Genomic DNA, 20,940 nt, shown 5'->3' on the forward strand with positions numbered 1-20,940 from the left:
ATCCCGGCGCCCGCCCCGGGCCGCCTCAGCCGGGCGCCGCCATGCTGCGGGCGGTGTCCGCGAACGGCACGGGTGCGCGCCCGGTGAGCCGCTCGGCGGTGTCGGTGACGGCGGCGAACCGCTGCCCGCCGATCGACTCGAACATCCCGGTGAAGGCGTACGCCCACCACGGCGAGACGCCTTCGCGCAGGAGCCGGGCGCAGAACTCCGCGGGCTCCGGTCCCGCGGCCCGCACAGGGGTGCCCGCCAGCCGTCCCGCGAGCGCGGCGAGCCCCTGGAGGTCGTACCCCTCGGGCCCGGTGACCAGGTGCGGTCCCCCGGGAACCCGCAGCGCCGCCGCCGTCAGCACCCTCGCGACGTCGGAGCGGGAGACCAGCGACACCCGGCCCGCGCCCATCGGCAGGCCCAGCTCCCCGGTCCGCGCCGCGGCGGCGATCCAGCGCGCGAAGAACTCGCCGTAGACGGAGGCGCGCACCACCGTGTGCGGCAGTCCGGTGTCGCGCAGGATCCGCTCGGTCTCCCGGTGCACCGGCGCGAAGCAGAACGGGGAGTCGGCCGCGACGTCGAGGATGCTCAGGTAGACGACGCGGCCGACACCGGCGCGCACCGCAGCGTCGAGCACGTTGATGTGGTGCACCAGCATCGGCGCCGCCTCCCCGTCACTGGAGACGAAGACCAGCGCATCGGCACCGCTCAGGGCCTGCGGCAGTGCCGCGCGGTCGGCGTAGTCGGCCACCCGCACCGCGTCCGCCCCTGCCGGCGCCCGTGCGGGGTCGCGGACGAGGGCGCGGACGTCGGCCTCCCCGGTGTCGGCCAGCCCGGCGACGACGGCCGCGCCGACGGCGCCGGACGCGCCGGTCACCGCGATGGTCGGCCGGCTCACGGCCGCGGCCCCTGCTGTGCGGCGCCATGGCCGCCGGGCGCCGCCGGGCCGCCGCTCCTCGGGGGCGGCGGCATTCGTGCGGCCATGTGTCACACCTTCCGGTCGCGGTGGGTCAGTGGTGCAGCCGGCGGTGTCCGGCAGTGGTCGGCGGCCGCCGGCCGCGACGGACGCCCTCAACTGTGGAGGATGGCATGCACGGACGAACCGCACCACCGGGTGCAGCGGGCGCGGGGCAAGGGGGCCGCGGATGACACCGGACACCGCCCCCGTATGGCAGCGGCGGCTGCTGATCGCACTGGTCGCCTGGATGGCGGTCTCGTTCACCGTCGGGGCGCTGACCAAGTTCTACTGGGACGACACGTTCTTCGGTCCGGCCTACGCGGAGAAGTTCGCCGGATGGGGGTACCCGTCGTGGTTCCGGTTCCCCGTCGGAGCGGGCGAGCTGGTCGGTGCCGGGCTGCTGCTCACCGCGCGCACACGGGTGCACGGCGCGGCGCTCCTCGCGTTCATCACCGCCGGCGGCACCCTCACCCACATCGTCAACCAGGACGCCCTCTACCAGAGCGTCTCGGCTCCGCTGCACCTGCTGCTCTCGGTACTCGTGGTCTGGTGGTACTGGCCGCCGGACGCGCGGGAGCTCTGGACACTGCGCGGCGGCGCCACCGCCGACCGCGGCCGGACGCGCGACCGCGCAACGGCGGACTGACCGCTCCGCCGCCCCGAATGCTCCCCTACGCGCCGCGGCGCGTAGGGGAGCACCGTGCGTCCGGCGCGCGCCCCGACACCGGTGCCCGGGAACGGCGCGCGCACCGGCCGCGCCGTTCCCGACGGTCGGGCCCGGTGCCGTACCGGCGCGGCTCAGCCGGTCGGCTCGCAGAACCGGATGGTGTTGGCGAACGGGTCGGTGACCGCAAGGGTCGGCCCGCCCGGGGCCTCCTTGTCGACACCGGGCCGGATGCGGGGGTACGGGTTCGCCGACAGCTCCCTGTGCAGGGCGCCGATGTCGGCCACCGGGACCCAGACGACGGAGCCGGGTACCCCGTCGCCGTGGTGCCCGGACAGGTCGATGACCATCCGGTCGCGGCGCAGCCGCAGGTACAGCGGCATCCCCGGCTCGAACCGGTGCTCCCACTCGACCGTGCAGCCGAGGTAGTCGAGGTAGAACTCCCTGGCGAGGCGGTCATCCTGGATCCGGAGCACCGGAACCGGGTGGCCCGCGCCGCTGTCGGCGGGGTCGCCGAGCGCCGCGGCGGCGGTGTTCCAGTCGCGGTAGCCCAACTGATGGGCCACGATCTCCAGCGACCGGCCGTGGCTCAGGGGGCGCGCCCCGGCCTGGGCGAGGTCGGCGCGCAGGGCTGCGGCGGCGCGCTTGGCGTCGGCGGTGGTCATTTCCATGGGGCTGCGTATCCCGGTGCCGTGATCCTTCGGGGCCCGCGTTGCCGACAGGGGCACCGTGTCTCGCAGAGATATGGGGTGACCGCTCGCCGATGTGTTCACCATGCCGAGGACGGCGCGGGCGGCGGGTCACATCGAACCCGGCAGCCATGCTACCCGCTGCGGCGGGCCAGGCCCCGAAGGCGCACGGTGCGGGCCGCCCGCGGCCCGGCACTGGTCACTCCGCCTCTGCCGCCTCGATCCGCTCGTTGAACGCGCCGATCGGCTGGGCGCCGAAGAACGCCTCGCCGTTGATGAGGAAGGCCGGTGTCCCGGGCACGCCGAGCCCGAGCGCGAAGTCCATGTCGTCGGCCACCGCCGCGCGCAGCTCCGGGTCGTCGAGGTCGGCTGCGAACCGGTCGGCGTCGAGGCCGAGGCCGCGGGCGATCCGGGTGAAGTCGGCCGCCTCGGCGCCCCGCCACGCCTTGGTGTCGGCGTAGAGGGCGTCGCTGTAGGCCCAGAACCGGTCCTGGCGGGCGGCGGCCCGCGCGGCGACCGCGGCGTCCTCCGACTCCGCGCCGCGGTAGGGGTAGTCGCGCCAGACCAGGCGGAGCCGGCCGGTGTCGACGTACTTCTCGACCAGGACCGGCTGCTGCTCCTCTGCGAACGTCGCGCAGTAGGGGCACCGGTAGTCGCCGAACACCACCATGGTCACCGGGGCGTCGGCGGATCCGCGCATCAGCGCCGGGTCGGCCTCCGGCGGCCGCGGGCCCGCCACCTCGGGCTCCTGCTCCGGTGTCCCCTCAGCGGTCGCGCCGGGCGAGGGCGACGGCGCCGCACCGCCGGGGCCGGGCTCCGGCTCGCTCTGGACCCGCGCCACGAGTGCGAGCGCGACCAGCAGCAGGGCGGCCGCGACGACCGCGGTGCGGCGGCCGGGGCGCGGCACGGCCCACCGCCGGCTCACGCGGCGCACGCGCAGTGGGAGAGGACGACACCGGCCAGGGTCGCGGCGGCGGTCAGCAGCGGCGGGAGTACGAGAGCGGCACCGGCGAGCACGGCGAGGGCGGAGCCGCGGGCGGGTGCCGATGAGGGCGCGACCAGGCGCCGCACGCGCTGCACGGCGCACGACCCGGAGATGGCGAGCGCCGCCGCGCCGCTCTCGGCGCGGGTTCCGGCCATGGCGCCGAGGGCGTGCACCAGCGGGCCGCGGCCGACGGCGCGGACCGCGCGGTCGTCGGCCGCCCACTCGACCAGCACGGGGACCTCCCGCGCCGCGGCCCGGAGGAGGGGGACGCCGGGGAACGCGTCGTCGAGCAGCCGCGTCCACGCGACGAGCAGGTGGTGCCGCCCGCGCAGGTGGGCCAGCTCGTGCGCCAGGACGGCGCGCATCTCGCGCGCCGACAGCGCCTCGACGGCGCCGCGGGTGACGACGATGCCGCGCCCCCCGCCGGGGACGCAGTAGACGCCGGGCGCCCCGGTGTCCACGAACCACACGCGCCGCCGGTGCAGGGTCCGCGGTGTGGCGCAGGCGTCGAGGTCGCGCCGGTGGCGTCGGCGCCATCGCGCGGTCTCGCGCCGTTGGCGCAGCGCGACCCACCCCAGGCGGAAGAGGACGGCGGCGCCCGCGGCGAGGAGGGCGGACACCGCGAACTCTGCGCCGTTGCGGTGGGCCGCCTGGAGCAGGGTGACGCAGGCGGCGATGATGCCCTTGACCCCGGGCCCCAGGAGCCGCGTCACCAGCATGAGGAGCAGCGCGCACCAGGTGACCAGCCACGCGGCGGTCGCCAGCACCCACAGCACCAGCAGGGTCCTGGGCGCCGCGCCGGCCCGGCCCAGCGCCCGGAGCAATGCCGGGCCGCAGGTGCTGAGCAGGAGTGCCGCGCCCAGCGCGAGGAGCGGGGTCATGGGGTGTCGTCCGGCGGCAGCTTGGCGATGAGCCCGCGGAGGACGTCGACGTCCTCGGGCGCCATGTCGTCCACGAACCGGAGCAGGGCGGCACGGGGGTTGCCGCTGTCGGTGAGGGCGCCGTGCATGCGCTGGGAGGCGTGGGCCGCGCGGTCGCGCAGCGGCCGGTAGAACCACAGGCGGCCGGTCTGCTCGCGGTCGACCCACCCCTTGCGGCGCAGGTTCTCCAGGACGGTGGAGATCGTGGTGTAGGCGGGCCGCCGCTCCTCCAGCGACTGGAGCACCTCGCGCACGCTCAGCGCGGTGTCGGCGGCCCACAGGGAGTCGAGCACCGCCGACTCCAGGGGGCCCAGCCCCGTGTTCGCCTCATCCGTCGTCATCGACTCCGCCCTCCGGTTTCTACGCAGCATAGAAGATGGTGCGGGGTGGTCCGGCCCGGCACCGTCCGGCCCGGTCCCGGCCCGGTGCGGGTCAGCCGTCCGCGGCGACCGCGGCGAAGGACTCGCCGCCCGAGCCGGGCACCGTCAGCAGCGCGGGCCCGCCGGTGATCGCCGCCGCCGGCGGCCGCCAGGACCCCGTGCCCAGTGGTTCGCCGGAACGCGCGTCGTAGGCGCGGGCGGCGTCGCCGGACGCGGCGTAGAGCACACCGTCGGCGAGGGACTCGGGACGCGCCCGGGGGGATCCGGCGGGCCGGGTCCACAGCGGCCGGGAGCTGTCGGCGGAGAGGCCCACCAGCACGCCCCCGCCGCTGCCGTCGGCAGGGGCGGCCTCGACGACCGCGGCCGGACCGGGGCCGCCGACCAGGCGCGGCTCCCTGTCGCCCGCGAACTCCGCCAGGAGCCGCCCCGTGCGCAGGTCGTTGACCGTGTACCCGTGCCCGCCGCCGGTGGCGGCCCGCCACTCCAGCACGACGACGGCGCTGGAGTCGCCGACCGGCCGGGGGCCGTAGCCGACCACCGGGCCCCGTTCCGCCGCCGCGAAGCGCTCGGGGACGGCCAGCCCGCTGCTGCGCCACAGCTCCTCCCCTGTCGCGGTGTCGACACCGCGCAGTTCGCCGCCGCGGTGCACCAGCAGCGCGCCCTCGTGTTCGTGCAGGATCTCGTCGCCCGCCGCCTCGTCGGCGACGACCGCCCCGGTGGCTGGGTCGAGGGCGGTCTTGGGGCCGCTGTCGGCGCTCAGCACGGAGCCCGACTGCGCCGCGAACACCAGGCCGGGCCCGACCAGGGTCCCGGGGACCGGCACCGGACCCCACTCCGTGCTCCCGTCGGCGGGGTCGAGGGCGGCCGCCGTGGTCCGCACGGCGAGCGGCCCGCGCGCGGTGTCGGCGTCGCTGTCGAGCAGCACCACCAGAGCGCGGCCGTCCGTGCCGCGGGTCGCGGCGAACGCCGTGCAACTGGGATTGCGAGCGGCCGACCAGCGCGTCCGCCCGTCGGCGCCGACCCCGGCGAACCGGAGCCCGCCGTCCGAGGCCACCGGCCCGACGAAGGCGTCCCCGACCGCCTTGGGCGCCGAGGAGAAGGGCGCCGTCCACACGGCTCGGGAGGGCAGGTGCGGCGGGATCGCCGCGGCGGGCAGGTCGGGCGGCGCGGCGGCCGGGTCGTCGCGCGGGACGGCGCCGCCGTCGTCTCCCCCGGTGCCGCCGCACGCCGCCGCCAGCAGCAGGACGGCCGCCGCCGCGGTGGCGGTGCGCCGCCGGAGTCCCCGCGGGCGCGGCTCAGCCATCGCCGCCCGCGGGGGGCTCGGCGGCGTCCCGGCGGCGTTCCGCCCTGGCGCGGCGGACGCCGAGGAACCCGGCGCCCAGCAGCACCGCCGCCGCGGCGGCGAGGAACGCGAGGTCGGCGCCGAGGCCGAGCCGGGACAGCGGCGCCTGGAGGCGGTAGCCGGCCTCCTCCGCCCACGCCATCCCGGGCAGCCCGGTCAGGGACGCCGTGCCGTCGAAGACGAGGAAGAGCACGCCGATACCGATGAACAGCAGCCCCGAGACCAGGCCGGCCGTGTGCAGGCGCACCCGGCCCACCTGGACGGAGCGGCCGCGCAGCCACCTCCGGCGGCCGAGGTCGAACCGGTCCCACAGCAGCGCGAGGGCGAAGAGCGGCAGCGCCATGCCCAGCGCGTAGCAGGCGAGCAGCAGCACCCCGCGCAGCGGCGTCCCCGTGGCGGCGACGGTGAGGACGGCGCCGAGGATGGGGCCGGAGCAGAATCCCGCCAGGCCGTAGACCGCGCCGAGGCCGAAGACGGGCAGTGCCCCGGTGCGCCCGGCGAAGCGGTCGTGCAGGCGCCCGGCGGGTCCCAGTGAGAACCCCAGGCCGAGGATCTGCGCCGCGCCCAGCGCGATGATGAGCCAGCCCGCGACGGCGACCAGCAGTTCCCGCTGGCCGTAGAAGAGGGTGCTCACCAGCGCGGAGCCCGCTCCGAGGGGGACGAGCGTGACGCACAGCCCCGCGTAGAACACCGCGGTGCGCAGCACGAGCCGGGCGGGGTCGCGGAAGGCGTAGGCGAAGAAGGACGGCAGCAGGAGCGCGCTGCACGGGCTCAGCAGGGCGAGCAGCCCGCCGGCGAGCGCGGCGACGTAGCCGATGTCCACGCCTCAGCCCTCCGCCGCGGCGAGCGCCCGGTCGATCGCCGCGGTGAACTCGCCGAGGGGTTGCGCGCCCATGACCGGGTCGCCGTTGACGAGGAAGGCGGGGGTCCCGCTCACCCCGATCCGCTGCCCTTCGGCGAAGTCGGCGTCGACGTCCGCCGCGAGCTCCTCGTCGGCGAGGTCCTCGGTGAACCGGTCGGCGTCGAGCCCGGCCTTGTCGGCGATGCGCGCCATCCGCTCCGGCAGGTCCGGGCCCGCGTCCTTGACGTCGCGCTGCGCCGCGTACACGGCGGCGTGGAAGTCCCAGAACCCGTCCTGCTCGGCCGCGGCCCGTGCGCCGATCGCCAGTGTGCGGGACTCCGCGCCGAGGTAGGGGAACTCGCGCCACTCGATCCGCAGCTCGCCGTTCTCGACGTAGTCCTCGACCAGTTCCGGCTGCGTGTCGCGCACCCATGTCGCGCAGAACGGGCAGCGGTAGTCCGAGTAGGCGATGAGCACCACCGGCGCGCCGGGGTCGCCCAGCGCCATGGGGTCTCCGGGGGTGCGGCGCGCCAGCGACTCCCCCAGTTCGCGCGTCTCGGCGCCGACCCCGGCCGACTGGGGTACAGGGTCGGTGCCGTCGGCCGCGCCCGTGTCGCGCGTCGCGCCGTACAGCGCGGCGACGAGGATCAGGAGCAGCACGCCGCCCAGCGCGAGCGGCAGCACACCGGACTGCTTCGGGCGGGGGCTCATCGGGCGGCCGTCCGGCGGCGCGCGGCCCGCTGCGCGATTCTATGCAACATAGAAGCGATTCTAAGCGACATAGAAGACTGCGTCGCACCGCAGCGGGCCACACCCGGAGCGGCGCGCCGCCGATCCCGCCAACCGCACAATTCGGACGTTGTCGGCAAGCCACGCTAAAATCCGGCCTCCGGGGATTCCACGTGATCCATTGGACAGTCGCGCCCTTGACTCTCGGCGACGCCACTCCGGCCACCAACTCCGCGTCACCGTCATAGGGGTACCCGCATGCCAAGAGTCACGGGCCGAGAGCGGTTCCGTTACTGGTTCGACGGCACCATGGCCAAAGGCACGCCGGCGCTGATCGGCTGGCTCGGGGTCGCCCTGATCTCGATGATCCTGTTCTTCGGCGTCGTGGCGTACCTCCTCGCCCCGCACACCGGCGACCTCGCGGACAAGGGGTTCTTCGAGACCCTGTGGGTCACCTTCATGCGGATCATGGACCCCGGCGCGCTCGGCGGCGACGACACCTCCAACGTGCTGTTCGTCGCGGTGATGCTGGGCGCCACCGTGGGCGGCATCCTCGTGTTCAGCGCACTGGTCGGCGTGATCGCCACCGGCCTCGACAACAAGATCCACGAACTGCGCAAGGGGCGTTCGCGGGTCCTGGAGAGCGGGCACACCATCCTGCTCGGCTGGTCGGAGCAGGTCTTCATCATGCTCAACGAGCTCATCGAGGCGAACGCCAGCGAGAAGCGCGCGGTGGTCGCCGTCCTCGCCGACCGCGACAAGGTCGAGATGGAGGACGAGATCAGGGAGCGGATCTCCGACACCAAGACCACCCGGGTCATCTGCCGGACCGGGAACCTGCTCAACCCGCACGATCTCGACATCGCCAACCCCGACCGGTCGCGGTCGATCATCGTCGTCCCCGCGAGCGGGGAGGAGTCCGACAACCAGGTCATCAAGACCCTGCTCGCCATCGCCAACCGGCCCGGCCGCCGCGACGAGCCGTACAACGTCGTCGCCGCCGTCCACGACTCCCTGAGCCTGCGCGCCGCGCAGCTCGCGGGCGGCGACGAGGCCTACATCGTCGACGCCGACGACGTCGCCTCCCGCCTGGTCGTGCAGACCGCCCTGCAATCCGGCCTGTCCGCGGTCTACACCGACCTGTTCGACTTCGGCGGCGACGAGATGTACATGACCGAGGAGCCCCGCCTCGTCGGCCAGCAGTTCGGCCACGCGCTGTTCGCCTACGAGACCTCCAGCGTCCTCGGGCTCAAGCGCGGCGAGCGGATCCTGATCAACCCGCCCATGGACACCGTGATCACGCGCGGCGACGAACTCATCGTCATCGCCGAGGACGACAGCGCCATCCGCCTGGGCGGGCGCCCGCCCGGCGTCCACGAGGAGGTGATCGTCCGGCCCCGCGCCCAGCGCCCGACGCCCCGGATGGTCCTGATGATCGGCTGGAACGAGCGGGCCCGCCGGATCATCGAGCAGCTCGACAGCTACCTCGCCCCCGAGTCCGGCGTGCACGTCGCCGCGCGGCGCCCGGGCGCCCGCGACGAGATCGACGAGCTGCGGCCGCTGCTCAAGAACACCGCCGTCGTGTTCGCCGAGGCCGAGACCACCGACCGCAGTTTCCTCGAACGGGTCGACTTCTCCATGTACCAGCACGTCATCGTGCTGACCTACGACCACCTCGAACTCCAGGCCGCCGACTCCCTGACCCTGGTGACCCTGCTGCACCTGCGCGACATGGCCGAGCGCAGGAACGAGAAGTACTCGATCGTCACCGAGATGCGCGACGACCACAACCGGCAGCTCGCCCAGATCACCCAGACCGACGACTTCATCGTCAGCGGCAAGCTCATCAGCCTGCTGATGACGCAGATCTCGGAGAACCGGCACCTCAACACCGTGTTCGCCACCCTCCTCGACCCCGAGGGCTCCGAGATCTACCTGAAGCCGGTCGAGGAGTACGTCCGGCCCGCGGTGCGGATCGACTTCTACACCGTGCTCGAAGCGGCCCGCCGGCGCGGGCAGGTCGCCATGGGCTACCGGATCCAGGCCCGCGCCTCAGGCCCCGACCACGGCATCGTCCTCAACCCCGACAAGCGCGAGCGCATCAGGTTCGCCCCCGGCGACAAGGTGATCGTCCTCGCCGAGGACTGAGGGGGCCGCCGCCGGGCCGGGCCCGCTCAGCCGCCCACGTGGATGCCCGGGCGGCACGAGGGGTCCTTCTTCTCGTACTGGCGCAGGATCTCCCGGACCACCGGCGCGGTGTCCCCCCGGCCCAGCAGCAGGTAGCGCAGCAGGTGCCCGAGCGGGTTGCCCTCCGACCACTCGAAATGGCAGTGCGGGCGCACCCCCGTGGCGTCGCGCAGCGCGAGCAGGATCGCGGCGATGGCGTTGGGCGCCACCGGGCTCTCGGCGCGCAGCACGTGGTACCCGGCCACGTCGACCCCTCGGACGTACAGCACGTCGCTGAACTCCGAGGGGTCGATGACGTCGACCTCCAGGAACAGCACCTCGGCCGCGCCGGGCACGGGGCTCTTCGCGCGCTGCGACGCCTCCTTCTCCGCGTACTCGGCCCGGTCGCCGCTGTCGCGCCGGTTCGCGACCAGGTGCAGCTGGCCGTCCACGGCGAGGGTCTCGGTCACGAACCGGCGCGCCGACTCGTCGAACTCGATGCGGTCCACCCGCAGCTCCGTTGTGCGGGACACCCGCGACACCAGCGAGATCACGATGATCCCCGCGATGAACACCACCGAGATCGCCAACCCGTCCGGCTTGGCGATGACGTTCTCGCCCAGCGCGTAGAGCAGCACGAGGGTCAGGACGGCGAACGCGGCCGTCGCGGCGCGCCGGCCCTTGCGCGCGGAGGAGATCGTCACCGCCACGGCGCCGGAGACCATCATCGCCAGGATGCCGGTCGCGTAGGCACCGGACTGCGCGTCGACGTCCGCGCCGAAGGCGATCGTGATCACGACGCACACCGCGGTGTAGACCAGCACCACCGGGCGCACGGCCCGGCCCCACTCCGGCGCCATCCCGTAGGACGGCAGGTAGCGCGGGACGATGTTGATCAGGCCCGCCATCGCCGAGGCGCCGGCGAACCAGAGGATCACGACGCAGCTGACGTCGTAGAGCGTGCCGAACCCGTCGCCGAGCCGGGTGTGCGCCAGGTAGGCGAGCGCGCGGCCGTTGGCGGCGCCGCCCCGCTCGAACTCCTCGGCGGGGATCAGGACCGTTGTGACGAAGCTCGTCGTGATCAGGTAGACGCTCATGATGAGGCTGGCGCCCGTGAGGAGCTTGCGGGTGTTGCGGATCCGCGCTTCGAGCCGCTCCTCCGCGGTCTTCCCGTCGGCGGCGACCAACGGCATCATGCTGACCCCCGTCTCGAACCCGGACAGGCCGAGCACCAGGAGGGGGAACGCCGCGAGCGCCGGCAGCAGGATCCCGCCGAAGCCGCCGCCGGTGGCGGTGAGCGCCGCCGTCCAGTCGCCGAGCGCGGCGGGGTCGGCGACCACTTCGGCCAGCCCGATGACGACCACCACCGCGTTGAGGAGCAGGAACACCGCGACGACGGGGATCGCGACGGCGACGGCCTCGCGGAAGCCGAGGAGGAACACGCCGCCGAGGACGAGCAGCAGCACCACGGTGATGGGGACGGCCCCGCCGTGCAGGAAGGCCGGCAGGTAGGGGTTCTCCAGCAGGTGGACGGTCGCGTCGGCCGACGACAGCGTGATGGTGATGATCCACGAGGTGGCGACGAACCCCAGCAGGACGAGGACGAACAGCTTGCCCTTCCAGAAGGGCAGCAGGCGTTCGAGCATCGCCACCGAGCCCAGCCCGTTCGGGCTCGCCCGTGCGACCCTGCGGTACATGGGCAGCATCCCGAACAGGGTGAGCGCCACGATGAACAGCGTCGCCAGCGGCGACAGCGCCCCGGCGGCGAGTGCGGCGATGCCCGGCAGGTAGGACAGGGTGGAGAAGTAGTCGACCCCGGTCAGGCACATGACCTTCCACCACGCCTGCTGCTCGACGTGGGCGTGCGGTGCGACCGGCCCCACCGGTGAGACCTGGTCCTTCAGCAGCCACCGCGAAACGCCGCGCGGGGCCGCCTTCCGGCGCGCAGGGCTGGCCATGCGCGCCGGTACCGCGAACTCGTGCTCGGCCTTCATGGGCCCCTTCGCTTCCATTGACGTCCCGCAGGCCCATTGCCCTGGTCAGAGAGGCACCAACCGGCACCGTTGCCGTGGGCATGGCGAGATCACGCTAGGAAGAGAACTTCCCCGTATCAATGGAATCGGGCGTTAAGGAACCGTATGGGTTGCGCCCGGGGTCAGCCCAGGCCGAGCACGACGAGCAGCAGCCAGGGCACGATCGACCCGCACACCAGCATGGCGCCGGCCCAGTACAGCAGCTGCCGGAAGTACACGCTCCGGTCGCGGTTGCGGACGTTGGCCATCAGCAGCGCCCCGCTCGGCGAGGTCGGGGAGACGTCCACGACGCTCGCCGCGACGCCGAAGCCCGCGACCGCTCCGGGGATGTGCGCGAACTCCGCCGCCTGCAACGGCGGGATGAGGATCGGGAAGGTGGCGCCCAGAGTCGCCGTCGTCGAGGCGAAGGCCGACACGACCGCGCCGATCGCGCTGGCGAGCAGCGCGGTCACCACCGGGCCGCCGAGTCCGCCGATGGCGTCGGACGCGAGGTCGATGGCGCCGACCTGCTCGGCGACGCCGACGAACACGAACAGCCCCGAGGTCAGCAGGATGACGCTCCACGCGATGCCCTTGACGGCGGTCTCGCCCCGCGCCGGGTAGCAGAGGGTGAGCACGGCGCCGAGCGCGAAGGCGGTGATCCCGACGTCCAGGTCGAAGCCGAGTGCGAGGACGCCGAGCGCGGCGATGGCGACCAGTGTCGCGATCTGCTCGACGGTGACGCGCCCGCCGTCGGTGCCGGCGGCTTCGGGGTCCGCCGCGGCGTCGGCGACCTCGGGCTCCTTGCCGTGGCCGTGCCGGATCAGGTGGAGCCCGCCGAAGGCGAAGTACACGACGGTCATGAGCAGGACGTAGATGAGCAGGTACGGGACGAACACGTCCCAGATGGAGACGTCGGTGAGCCCGGACTTCTCCAGGACGCTCCGCGTGACCGCGCCGTAGGAGTTCAGCGGCGACATCGCGGTGGCGTTGACGCCGTGCAGGATGATCAGGCCCATCAGCAGCGGACTGACCCGGTACTTCGCGGCGAACGACATCGCCAGGGGTGCCAGGAGCGCCAGGGCGGCCGACGGGAAGACGCCGAACGCGACCAGGAGCGCCGCGATGAGCCCGAAGATGACGGGGATGAGCGCGACCCGGCCGGCCACCATGCGGACGCCGGTGGTGACGATGAGCTCGACGGTGCCGTTCGCCCGCGCGATCGCGAACAGGTAGGTCACCCCGGCGATCAGGACGAAGATGTCCGCGGGGAACGAGCCGAGCATCTCATCGACGGTCAGCCCGCCGATCGTGGCGACCACCAGGGCGAAGACGAAGCCGAGTACACCGATGTTGACGTTGAACGCTATCGCGAGGCCGAACATCAGCACCAGGCAGCCCACACTGGCGGCGATCGCTGGGGTCATCCTCTGCGCCTCATCCCGAACCGGACGTACACCTATGTATGCATAAGTGATCTACTGCATACGAGAGCGTACGCAACTTTGCGGTGCCGTCAAGACCAGGGGCGCCGCCGAGCCGCGGGCGGCGCCGGCAGGACCCCTGCATCCCCTGCGGATCCCCTGGGACACGGCCCGACCGGCGGATTCAGGCGGCGTGGCACGCCCGCCCGGCTATTGACACGGCTTCCCGCCGGTACCGTATTCTGCTGTATGCAATTATGTACACGGTTTTCGGTCCGCGTTCCCGGCGGCACGGACGCGCGGCGCACCCGCCGCCGTCCGCCGCCCGCACCGCGGGGCCCGACCGCCGAGACACCCACTGCCGACACCCCGACGGAGCCCCAGCGATGACCACCCCGAGCCACCGGATGCTGATCGGCGGAGTCCGGACCGCCGCGGCGAACGGCAGGGAGCTGCCGGCGGTCAACCCCTATGACGCCCGCGCGTTCGCGGCCATCCCCGACGCCACACCCGCCGACGTCGACGCCGCGGTCGCCGCCGCGCGCACAGCGTTCGAGGAGGGCTGGCGCAGGGTCCCCGGTGTGCGGCGCGCGGAGCTGCTGCACCGGCTCGCCGACCTGCTCGACCGCGACGCCGAACGCCTCGGCGTCCTGGAGTCCACCGACAACGGCAAGCTGGTGCGCGAGACGACCGGGCAGGTCCGGTTCGCCGCCCGCAACTACCGGTTCTTCGCCGGCTACGCCGACAAGCTGGGCGGCCGCACCATCCCGCTCGACTCGCCGGACATGCTCGACTACACGCTCGCCGAACCCGCGGGCGTCGCGGCGCTGATCACCGCGTGGAACTCGCCCATGCAGCTCCTCGCCAACAAGCTCGCCCCGGCGCTCGCAGCGGGCAACTGCGTCGTGGTGAAACCGTCCGAGCACGCCTCGATCACCACCCTCGAACTCGCCGACCTCATCGAGGAGGCGGGGTTCCCGCCCGGTGTCGTCAACATCGTCACCGGCGGGCCGCAGACGGGCGGCGCGCTGTCCGCGCACCCGGGCCTCGACCGGATCAGCTTCACCGGCAGCGTGCCCACCGGCCGCGCGATCGCCGCCGCGGCGGCACAGAACCTGATCCCCGCCACCCTCGAACTCGGCGGCAAGTCCCCCAACATCGTGTTCGCAGACGCCGACCAGGACCGCGCCGTCACCGGGGCCGTCGCGGGGATCTTCGCCGCCGGCGGGCAGACCTGCATCGCCGGCAGCCGACTGCTCGTACAGGACACGGTGTACGAGCAGGTCGTCGACGCGGTCGCGGAGCGGGCGCGCGCCATCCGGCTGGGCGACCCCCTGGCATCCGACACCCAGATGGGTCCGGTCGCCAACCGGCCGCACTACGAGCGGATCCGCGCCGCCGTCGACGCCGGGGCCGCCTCCGGCGCCCGCGCGGTCACGGGGCTCGACCCGCTGGAGAGCGACACCGACGGCTACTTCGTGCGGCCGACCGTCTTCGCCGACGTGGACAACGCGTCCCCGCTGGCGCGCGAGGAGGTCTTCGGGCCGGTCCTCAGCGTGATCCCGTTCGGGGACGCCGAGGACGCGGTGCGCATCGCCAACGACAGCGAGTTCGGGCTGGCCTCCGGCGTGTGGACCAACGACCTCACCCGCGCGCACTGGGTCGCCCAGCGGCTGGTCGCCGGGACGGTATGGGTGAACACCTACCGCGCCAGCGCGGCGCAGGCGCCCTTCGGCGGGACCCGCGGCTCCGGTTACGGCCGCGAGCGCGGCCTCGAAGCACTCCACGAATACCTGACGACCAAGAACGTGATGATCGACCTGTCCGGAGAGACCTCCGACCCGTTCTCGATCCGCACCTGAGCACAGGAGTGACGAAATGAGCGAGACCCCCGAACCGGTGTCGGTGGCACTATGCGGACTCGGCAACATGGGCGGCGCGATCCTGCCCCGCCTCACGGCGGGCCCCTGGTCGGTCCGCGCGTTCGACCTGGACGGCGACCGCACCCGGGCGGCGGCCGCCGCCCACGGCGCGACGGCGGCGGACGGGGTCGAGGAGCTCGCGGAGGCCGACGTCGTCGTCCTGTCCCTGCCCTCCCCGCGCGCGTCACTGGAGGTGGCCGCCCGGCTCGCGCCCCTGATGCGGGCCGGCGCGGTGATCGTCGAGACGTCCACGGTGAACCCGCCCGATATGGAGGCCGTCGGCCGGGTGTGCGCCGACAGTGGGGTCGGCGCGATCGACGCCGCGATCCTCTCCGGGGTCGCCCAGATGGCGGCCGGCACCGCCACACTGCTCGTCGGCGGCGAGGAGGCGGACGTGCGGCGCGTGCGCCCGGTACTCGACGCCATCAGCGCGTCGACCACCCGGTTCGGCCGGCTCGGCAGCGGAATGGCCGCCAAGGTGATCAACAACGCGGTCGCGCACGCCGTGATGGTCGTCCTCTCCGAGGCGGGGGCGCTCGCTGCGGCGACCGGGGTGTCGGCCGGTGAGCTCGCCGACCTCCTCGGCGGGCCGGAGGCCGGGCTGACCCGGCCGCTCACCCACCGGTTCGTGGAGCGGGTCATGCGCGGCGACTACGACGGCGGCATGCCCACCGAGGCGGCCCGCAAGGACTCCACCCTGGCCCTCGCCCTCGCGCAGGAGACGGCGGTGCCCCTGTTCGCCCTCCAGAGCACGCACACCGTCTACGAACTGGGGATGGCCAACGGGCTGGGCCGCTCCGACTACGCGTCGATCGCCACCCTGTGGGAGCAGTGGACCGGCCGCCCCATGAACGGCACCCCGGCCGACCCCGCCGACGGAAACCCGGCGTAACCGGCGGCGACCCGAGCCCCGGCGCCCAACGTCCCCGCCACCCCCGGGCGAAGGGGGTGTGCGGCGCGACCCTGGTGTCCCCCGGGAGAAGGGGGTGGGCTACCGTCGCGGATGCTTCGCACTCGCGACGGCAACTAACCCTCTGTCCACTGGATGCTCCGCACTCCTTTCCCACTGGATCAACGGAGTTGGGGGCGTGCGGGCCCTCGCCGGCCCTTTATCGGCCCCCGCTCGAATCCGTCCCCGGGCGGGGGTCCTCTCGCACTACGTCGTGCGCCGCCTTGTCGTCGCGCAGTCCCTGGAAACGGGGGTGCCTCAGCTTGCCGTCGACCGTCCACTCGGTGAACCCGACCTCGGCGACCAGCTCCGGCCGCACCCAGTGCGCTTCGCGCTCCCCCACCTCGGTGTCGAACGGGGAGGTGGCGCGCGCGATCGCGTCGAGCCCGGCCCGGAGCCGGCGCAGCGTCCGGTCGTCGAACCCCGTGCCGACCTTGCCCGCGTAGCGCAGCCGCCCGGCGTCGTAGTAGCCCACGAGCAGCGCGCCGAACCCGGTGCGCGCGCCGCGCGGCGGCGTGAACCCGCCGATGACCAGCTCCTGCCCTGTGACGCACTTGAACTTCAGCCAGTCGTGACTGCGCTTGGCGCGGTAGCCCGAGTCGCCGCGCTTGGCGATCACCCCCTCCCAACCACGCTCGCACGCCGTCGCGAAGTACGCCTCGCCGTCGGCGTTGCGGTGCTGGGTGTAGCGCAGCGGTGTGCCCCAGTCCAGTGCGACGCGCAGCAGTGACTTGCGGGTGCGCAGCGGAAGCCGGGTGAGGTCGTAGCCGTCGAGGTAGGTCAGGTCGAACAGGTAGTAGTACACCGCGACCCCGCTGGCGCGCGCCCGGCGTGCCGACGTCAGCCCGATGCGCTGCTGCAACCGCGCGAAGCTGGTGCGGCCCCCCTCGAACGCGACCACCTCGCCGTCGGCCGCCAGGTCCGCCGCACCCCGGGCCGCCACCGCCTCGGCGAGCTCCGGGTAGGTCGCGGTGAGGTCCCTGCCGGTGCGCGAGACCAGGCGCGCGGCGCCGCCCGCCCGCACGGCCAGCACGCGCTGCCCGTCGAGCTTGCGCTCGTACAGCCAGCGGGGGTCCGAGAAGTAGGACGTGGTCAGGGTCGCCGTCATGGCCTGCGGGCGGTCCGGCACCGCCGCCGGGCGCAGCAGGCCGCGCTGCCGCTCGGGGACCAGGGCCAGGGGGTCACCCATCACAACCCCCGCGCACGCGCACCGCACACCGCCCCCGTTCCAGCAGGCACCGTTTCAGCAGGTCCCCGGCTTACGCGGGGCTGTGCGGAGAGCTACCCCGACCGCCCGGCGGCACACCTGCGCGCGGCGCGGGTGCGGCGGCAGGCGGCACGGGCACGGGCGCGGGCGCGGCGGCGGGCGGTTCAGGACCCGACGTCGAACCGCGGCACCGTGTCCAGCAGGAACGACAGGTCGGCGCCCGACGGGTACTCCCGTGGCGCCGAAGCGCGGGTGAACAGCCGCGCCGGGTGGTCCCCGGCGAGCAGCGCACGGCGCCCCTCCCCCGGAGTCCCCGAGACGCGGAGCCAGCCGCCCTCGCGCAACCCGAGGACGGGGACGTCGTTGCGCTCCAGGAACTCGGTGATCCGCTGCTCCCTGGTCTCGCCCATGTGGGTGCTGCCGGGGTCGGGGTCGAGGTAATGCGGATTGAGCTGGAACGGCACCAGGCCCAGCGCCTCGAACGTCGGCGGCTGCGCGATGGGCATGTCGTTGGTGGTGCGCAGCGAGGGCCCCGCCATGTTGGTGCCCGCACTGGACCCGATGTAGGCCGTACCGGCCGCCACCGCCGCGCGCAGCGGCTCGACGAGGCCGAACGTCCACAGCGCGTCCAGCAGCCGGAACGTGTTGCCGCCGCCGACGAACACCGCGGCGGCGCCGCGCACGGCCTCGGCGGGCGACTCCGCGCGGTGGACGCCGCGCACCGCGGCCCCCATCGGCTCCAGTGCGGCCCGCACGGTCGCGGTGTAGCCGTCGTGGTCGGCGTTGGCATACGGGACGAACAGGACGTCGGGGCGGTCGGCGAACAGGGCCGAGAGCGGCTCGCGGGCATGGTCGAGGAAGGCCCGCCCCGGGGCGGTGGAGTTCGACAGCAGGAGCAGTTCCACGGGGATCCCTTCCGTCGGCACCCGTTCAGGCGGGGAGTTCCCGCAGGTGCGCGAGTGAACCGTACATCCGCACCAGTGCGGCGAACTCCTCGGCGTCGTGCACGGCGACCACGCCCCGACCGAAGTCCTTGGCGACCTCGACGCAGAACCGCGCGGTCTCCTCCACGCTCACCAGGTCCGTCGCCCCCGTCCCCGAGCCGGGGACCACCGACTCGGCGGTCACGGCCACGCCCACAACCGGCGCGTCGGTGGCCGTGGCCGGTTGCAGGATGCTGTTCACGTGGAAGACGCCGTTGCCGTAGGGGGTGATGTCCTGGGTGGTGATCGGCAGGACCGCGGGCGCGCGGCCGCCGACGCGCGCGGCGATGTCGAGGAGTCCTTCGCTGACCCGCAGCACCCAGCCCTGGCGGACGGTCGGGGAGATCGCGAAGCCCCGGTGGTTGCACACCCGGTTGCCCTTTGTCGCGTCGATCGACAGGACCGCGTCCATGCCGTCCTCGACCTCGTTGGCGTTCATCTGCGCCATGTCCACCGGCGAGTTCATGAACGGCACCGGGTCGTGCGGGAGGGTCGGCGCGTCGGGGCAGACGTGCGTGGTGACGACGACGTCGCCGGGCAGCACGTCGCCGGCCCTGCTCATCGCGCCCAGCTTCGCCGCGGCGGTCAGCGCCACCAGCGCGCCGTCGGCGTCGGAGACGATGCCGATCTGCTCGGGCCGGGCGCCCACACCGCCGAGGCGGCCGATGATCCCGAGCGTCGGCGCCGTGCCGCCCCGCGAACGCCCCGCGGACCCGGGGACGAACGCGCGGACGAAGTCGGTGTGCCCCCGATCGCCCGCGACCCGCCGGACGCGGACGTCGCCGACACCGGACTCCCGCAGCAGCGCCGCAAGCGCCTCGCCGTCGGCGTCGCCCCTGTCGATGCGCTCGTGGACCTCGATCGCCTGCCGCCAGACCATCGCCGCCGCCCTTCCGTCTCTCGTGTGCCGTGCCGTACTGCCGTCCCGGGCCGCCGCGACGGCCCGTCCGCTACCGCGCCTTGACGACCGAGCTGAAGAAGCCGTAGATCGCGTCGCCCGCGATGACGCCGCCGCCGATGATGGCGAGGGTGGACTCCGCCTCGGGGCCCCTGATCCGCAGGACGGCGATGCGGATGAGCAGCCCGGCGAGCACCGCCCACCCCGCGATCGGGTCGGCGACGATCAGGCCCGTGGCGAGCATGATGCCCATCTGCCGCCGGGACCCGGCGACGAGCTGGATGAGCGCGCCCGGTATCGCCCACAGTGCGATCTCGCTGATCGCGCCGGCGTCGAGGCCGGCCTCGATGGTGGTCGCGAACACCTTGCTCGACGGCGCGAACAGCCCGTTGTCGAAGTACAGGTTGTGGGTGAGTGCGACGACGGCGATCGCCACCGCGCAGCCCACCAGGCCCGCGAGGAGCTGCTGGCGGCGCCCCTCCAGCTCCTGTGCCGGGTCGCCGCCGCGGCCGCGCAGGATCCACCCGGCCTTGAAGTCGTAGCCGCCGTCGGCGAAGGCGGGGCTGCCCGCCGCGACGAACCCCGACAGCAGCACGACCGCCGGGGTGGGGAAGCCGAAGAACATGCCCAGCACCAGGAAGACCAGCGCGGTGGCGAACGCCGGGAACCAGCCGGCGTGCATCGCGGACAGGCCGACGATGAACTCGGCGGCGATGCACGCCAGCGCGGCGAACAGCGCCCAGAGGAGGAGCTGCACCGGCCCCATCCCGGTGTACAGGCCGCCCGCGAGGGCGAGGACGATCCCGGCCAGGACGTAGAGGACCGCGCCCTTGCCGAGGCCGCGCAGCGCCTCGCTGTCGTCGCGGGTGAAGCCGTGCTCGGCCGCCCCGTCCGCCGATCCGGCGCCGCCCCCGGCGGGCGCCGGATCGGCGGGCGGGGCCGCCGCCTCGCCCCGCGACGACCCTGATGCGGCAGGGCGCCGCATCCGGTGCCGCACGACCAGCACGATCGCCTGGACGAGGGCGACGAGCCCGGCGCCGATCATCATGCCGTGCGGGACGTAGGACTCCGCCATGACGGTGCCGAACAGCGGGCCGGAGTACCCGGCGAGGAGCAGCCCGGCGCCGAACATGCTGAGCGCCCAGATGTTGCCGATGAACGCCACGCCGAACGCCGACATCGGCACGCCCAGCGCAGCGCCGCCGACACCGATCAGCGCGCCGTAGCCGAGCACCCTGGCCCGGCGGCCGCCCTTGTCCCCGGCGATGATCGCCTCGGCGGAGGCGATTCCGGGCGGCCACGCGCCCGAGGCGGGGAAGATCCTGGTGTCGAACAGCCAGTACAGCATCATGAGGTCGATGACCATGGCCATGCTCGCGCCGATGAGCATCGGCACCAGCAGGTCCTGGCGGCCCAGCGCCGCGGGGATCCCGATGGTGAGCAGCAGCGAGTTCGCCGCCGCGAACGTGGCCGTGGAGATCGACGTCTGCACCAGGTTCTGCCGGTGGACCGAGCGGAACCGGAGGAACGCCGCGAGGGGGATCCGGGAGATCAGGATCGCCAGCAGGACCCCGATGATCGAGGTGTTCGGGGTGACGCCGAGGGTGGTGATGATCTGGAGGCCGATCACCGCCCCGGCGACCGAGGTGAGGATGAGGACGGCGAGCAGCCACGGCTCGAAGGTTTGCGGGTGGCGCTCTGCTGTCGCGCTCGGCTCAGGTGTCGGCACGGCGGTCTCCTCGCCCGGTCCGTTCGGTCGTGGCGGCCGCGACCCTCGGGGCGGGCGCGGCTGCGGCTGCGGCTGCGGCCATCGCAGCGGACGCGCCCGCGGTCGCCGGAGCGGGTACGCCCGCGCGCCCGGGGCCGTCGCCGGTGCGCGCCCGTGC

18 protein-coding genes are annotated in these 20,940 nt (G+C 73.8%); 4 read left to right on the plus strand and 14 right to left on the minus strand.

Annotation, left to right across the window (positions count from 1 at the left end):
- Positions 1–25: 25 nt before the first annotated feature.
- A complete protein-coding gene (locus CLV63_RS00265; RefSeq protein ID WP_170134098.1) occupies positions 26–883 on the minus strand; it encodes an NAD(P)H-binding protein in 858 nt (285 codons plus the stop codon).
- A gap of 247 nt (positions 884–1,130) precedes the next feature.
- Between CLV63_RS00265 and CLV63_RS33385 the strand changes: the two genes are divergently transcribed.
- The gene (locus tag CLV63_RS33385; protein WP_170134099.1) at positions 1,131–1,589 is read left to right on the plus strand and encodes a DoxX family protein; all 459 of its coding nucleotides are present in this window, start codon (positions 1,131–1,133) and stop codon (positions 1,587–1,589) included.
- Positions 1,590–1,741: 152 nt separating this feature from the next.
- Here CLV63_RS33385 and CLV63_RS00275 read toward each other — a convergent pair whose 3' ends face one another.
- The 7 genes from CLV63_RS00275 to CLV63_RS00305 form a co-directional block, all read right to left on the minus strand.
- Positions 1,742–2,278, minus strand: a complete 537-nt coding sequence (locus CLV63_RS00275) for a glyoxalase superfamily protein (protein ID WP_106580791.1) — start codon at positions 2,276–2,278, stop codon at positions 1,742–1,744.
- A 217-nt stretch (positions 2,279–2,495) separates the two neighbouring features.
- Positions 2,496–3,221: a DsbA family protein gene (locus CLV63_RS00280; protein WP_245928487.1), complete on the minus strand. Its 726-nt coding sequence runs from the start codon at positions 3,219–3,221 to the stop codon at positions 2,496–2,498.
- Positions 3,218–4,162, minus strand: a complete 945-nt coding sequence (locus CLV63_RS00285) for a M56 family metallopeptidase (RefSeq protein ID WP_106580792.1) — start codon at positions 4,160–4,162, stop codon at positions 3,218–3,220. The genes CLV63_RS00280 and CLV63_RS00285 overlap by 4 nt, the downstream gene beginning before the upstream one ends.
- Positions 4,159–4,542, minus strand: coding sequence for a BlaI/MecI/CopY family transcriptional regulator (locus tag CLV63_RS00290; RefSeq protein WP_106580793.1), 384 nt, complete (start codon positions 4,540–4,542; stop codon positions 4,159–4,161). The genes CLV63_RS00285 and CLV63_RS00290 overlap by 4 nt, the downstream gene beginning before the upstream one ends.
- 91 nt (positions 4,543–4,633) lie before the next feature.
- Complete coding sequence (locus CLV63_RS00295) at positions 4,634–5,884, minus strand: outer membrane protein assembly factor BamB family protein (protein ID WP_106580794.1); 1,251 nt, start codon at positions 5,882–5,884, stop codon at positions 4,634–4,636.
- Positions 5,877–6,746 carry a cytochrome c biogenesis CcdA family protein gene (locus tag CLV63_RS00300; protein ID WP_106580795.1) on the minus strand — a complete coding sequence of 290 codons (870 nt, stop codon included), beginning with the start codon at positions 6,744–6,746 and terminating at the stop codon, positions 5,877–5,879. The genes CLV63_RS00295 and CLV63_RS00300 overlap by 8 nt, the downstream gene beginning before the upstream one ends.
- Before the next feature lie 3 nt (positions 6,747–6,749).
- On the minus strand, positions 6,750–7,475 hold the full coding sequence (locus tag CLV63_RS00305; protein ID WP_106580796.1) for a DsbA family protein: 726 nt from the start codon (positions 7,473–7,475) through the stop codon (positions 6,750–6,752).
- A 276-nt stretch (positions 7,476–7,751) separates the two neighbouring features.
- Here CLV63_RS00305 and CLV63_RS00310 point away from each other — a divergent pair, with 276 nt between their 5' ends.
- Positions 7,752–9,641, plus strand: coding sequence for a CASTOR/POLLUX-related putative ion channel (locus CLV63_RS00310; protein ID WP_106580797.1), 1,890 nt, complete (start codon positions 7,752–7,754; stop codon positions 9,639–9,641).
- Between the two features lie 26 nt (positions 9,642–9,667).
- On the opposite strand, the gene CLV63_RS00315 is transcribed toward CLV63_RS00310, so the two are convergent.
- Positions 9,668–11,653: an APC family permease gene (locus CLV63_RS00315; protein WP_106580798.1), complete on the minus strand. Its 1,986-nt coding sequence runs from the start codon at positions 11,651–11,653 to the stop codon at positions 9,668–9,670.
- 161 nt (positions 11,654–11,814) lie between these two features.
- Positions 11,815–13,098 carry an SLC13 family permease gene (locus CLV63_RS00320; protein WP_106580799.1) on the minus strand — a complete coding sequence of 428 codons (1,284 nt, stop codon included), beginning with the start codon at positions 13,096–13,098 and terminating at the stop codon, positions 11,815–11,817.
- A 383-nt stretch (positions 13,099–13,481) separates the two neighbouring features.
- Here CLV63_RS00320 and CLV63_RS00325 point away from each other — a divergent pair, with 383 nt between their 5' ends.
- Together CLV63_RS00325 and CLV63_RS00330 are read left to right on the plus strand one after the other, a co-directional pair.
- Entirely contained in the window at positions 13,482–14,957 is a 1,476-nt protein-coding gene (locus tag CLV63_RS00325; RefSeq protein ID WP_106580800.1) for an aldehyde dehydrogenase, read from the plus strand.
- A gap of 16 nt (positions 14,958–14,973) precedes the next feature.
- Entirely contained in the window at positions 14,974–15,909 is a 936-nt protein-coding gene (locus CLV63_RS00330; RefSeq protein ID WP_106580801.1) for an NAD(P)-dependent oxidoreductase, read from the plus strand.
- A 217-nt stretch (positions 15,910–16,126) separates the two neighbouring features.
- On the opposite strand, the gene ligD is transcribed toward CLV63_RS00330, so the two are convergent.
- The 4 genes from ligD to CLV63_RS00350 all read right to left on the minus strand — a co-directional run bounded on the left by ligD (position 16,127) and on the right by CLV63_RS00350 (position 20,783).
- On the minus strand, positions 16,127–17,155 hold the full coding sequence (gene ligD / locus CLV63_RS00335) for a non-homologous end-joining DNA ligase (RefSeq protein ID WP_106581223.1): 1,029 nt from the start codon (positions 17,153–17,155) through the stop codon (positions 16,127–16,129).
- A gap of 182 nt (positions 17,156–17,337) precedes the next feature.
- Positions 17,338–18,078, minus strand: a complete 741-nt coding sequence (gene pepE, locus CLV63_RS00340) for a dipeptidase PepE (RefSeq protein ID WP_106580802.1) — start codon at positions 18,076–18,078, stop codon at positions 17,338–17,340.
- Between the two features lie 25 nt (positions 18,079–18,103).
- Positions 18,104–19,036, minus strand: coding sequence for a DUF1177 domain-containing protein (locus CLV63_RS00345; protein WP_106580803.1), 933 nt, complete (start codon positions 19,034–19,036; stop codon positions 18,104–18,106).
- A 70-nt stretch (positions 19,037–19,106) separates the two neighbouring features.
- A complete protein-coding gene (locus CLV63_RS00350) occupies positions 19,107–20,783 on the minus strand; it encodes an OPT/YSL family transporter (protein ID WP_106580804.1) in 1,677 nt (558 codons plus the stop codon).
- Between the last annotated feature and the right edge of the window lie 157 nt (positions 20,784–20,940).

The organism is Murinocardiopsis flavida, assembly GCF_003014485.1.
GTDB classification, from domain to species: Bacteria; Actinomycetota; Actinomycetes; order Streptosporangiales; family Streptosporangiaceae; genus Murinocardiopsis; species Murinocardiopsis flavida.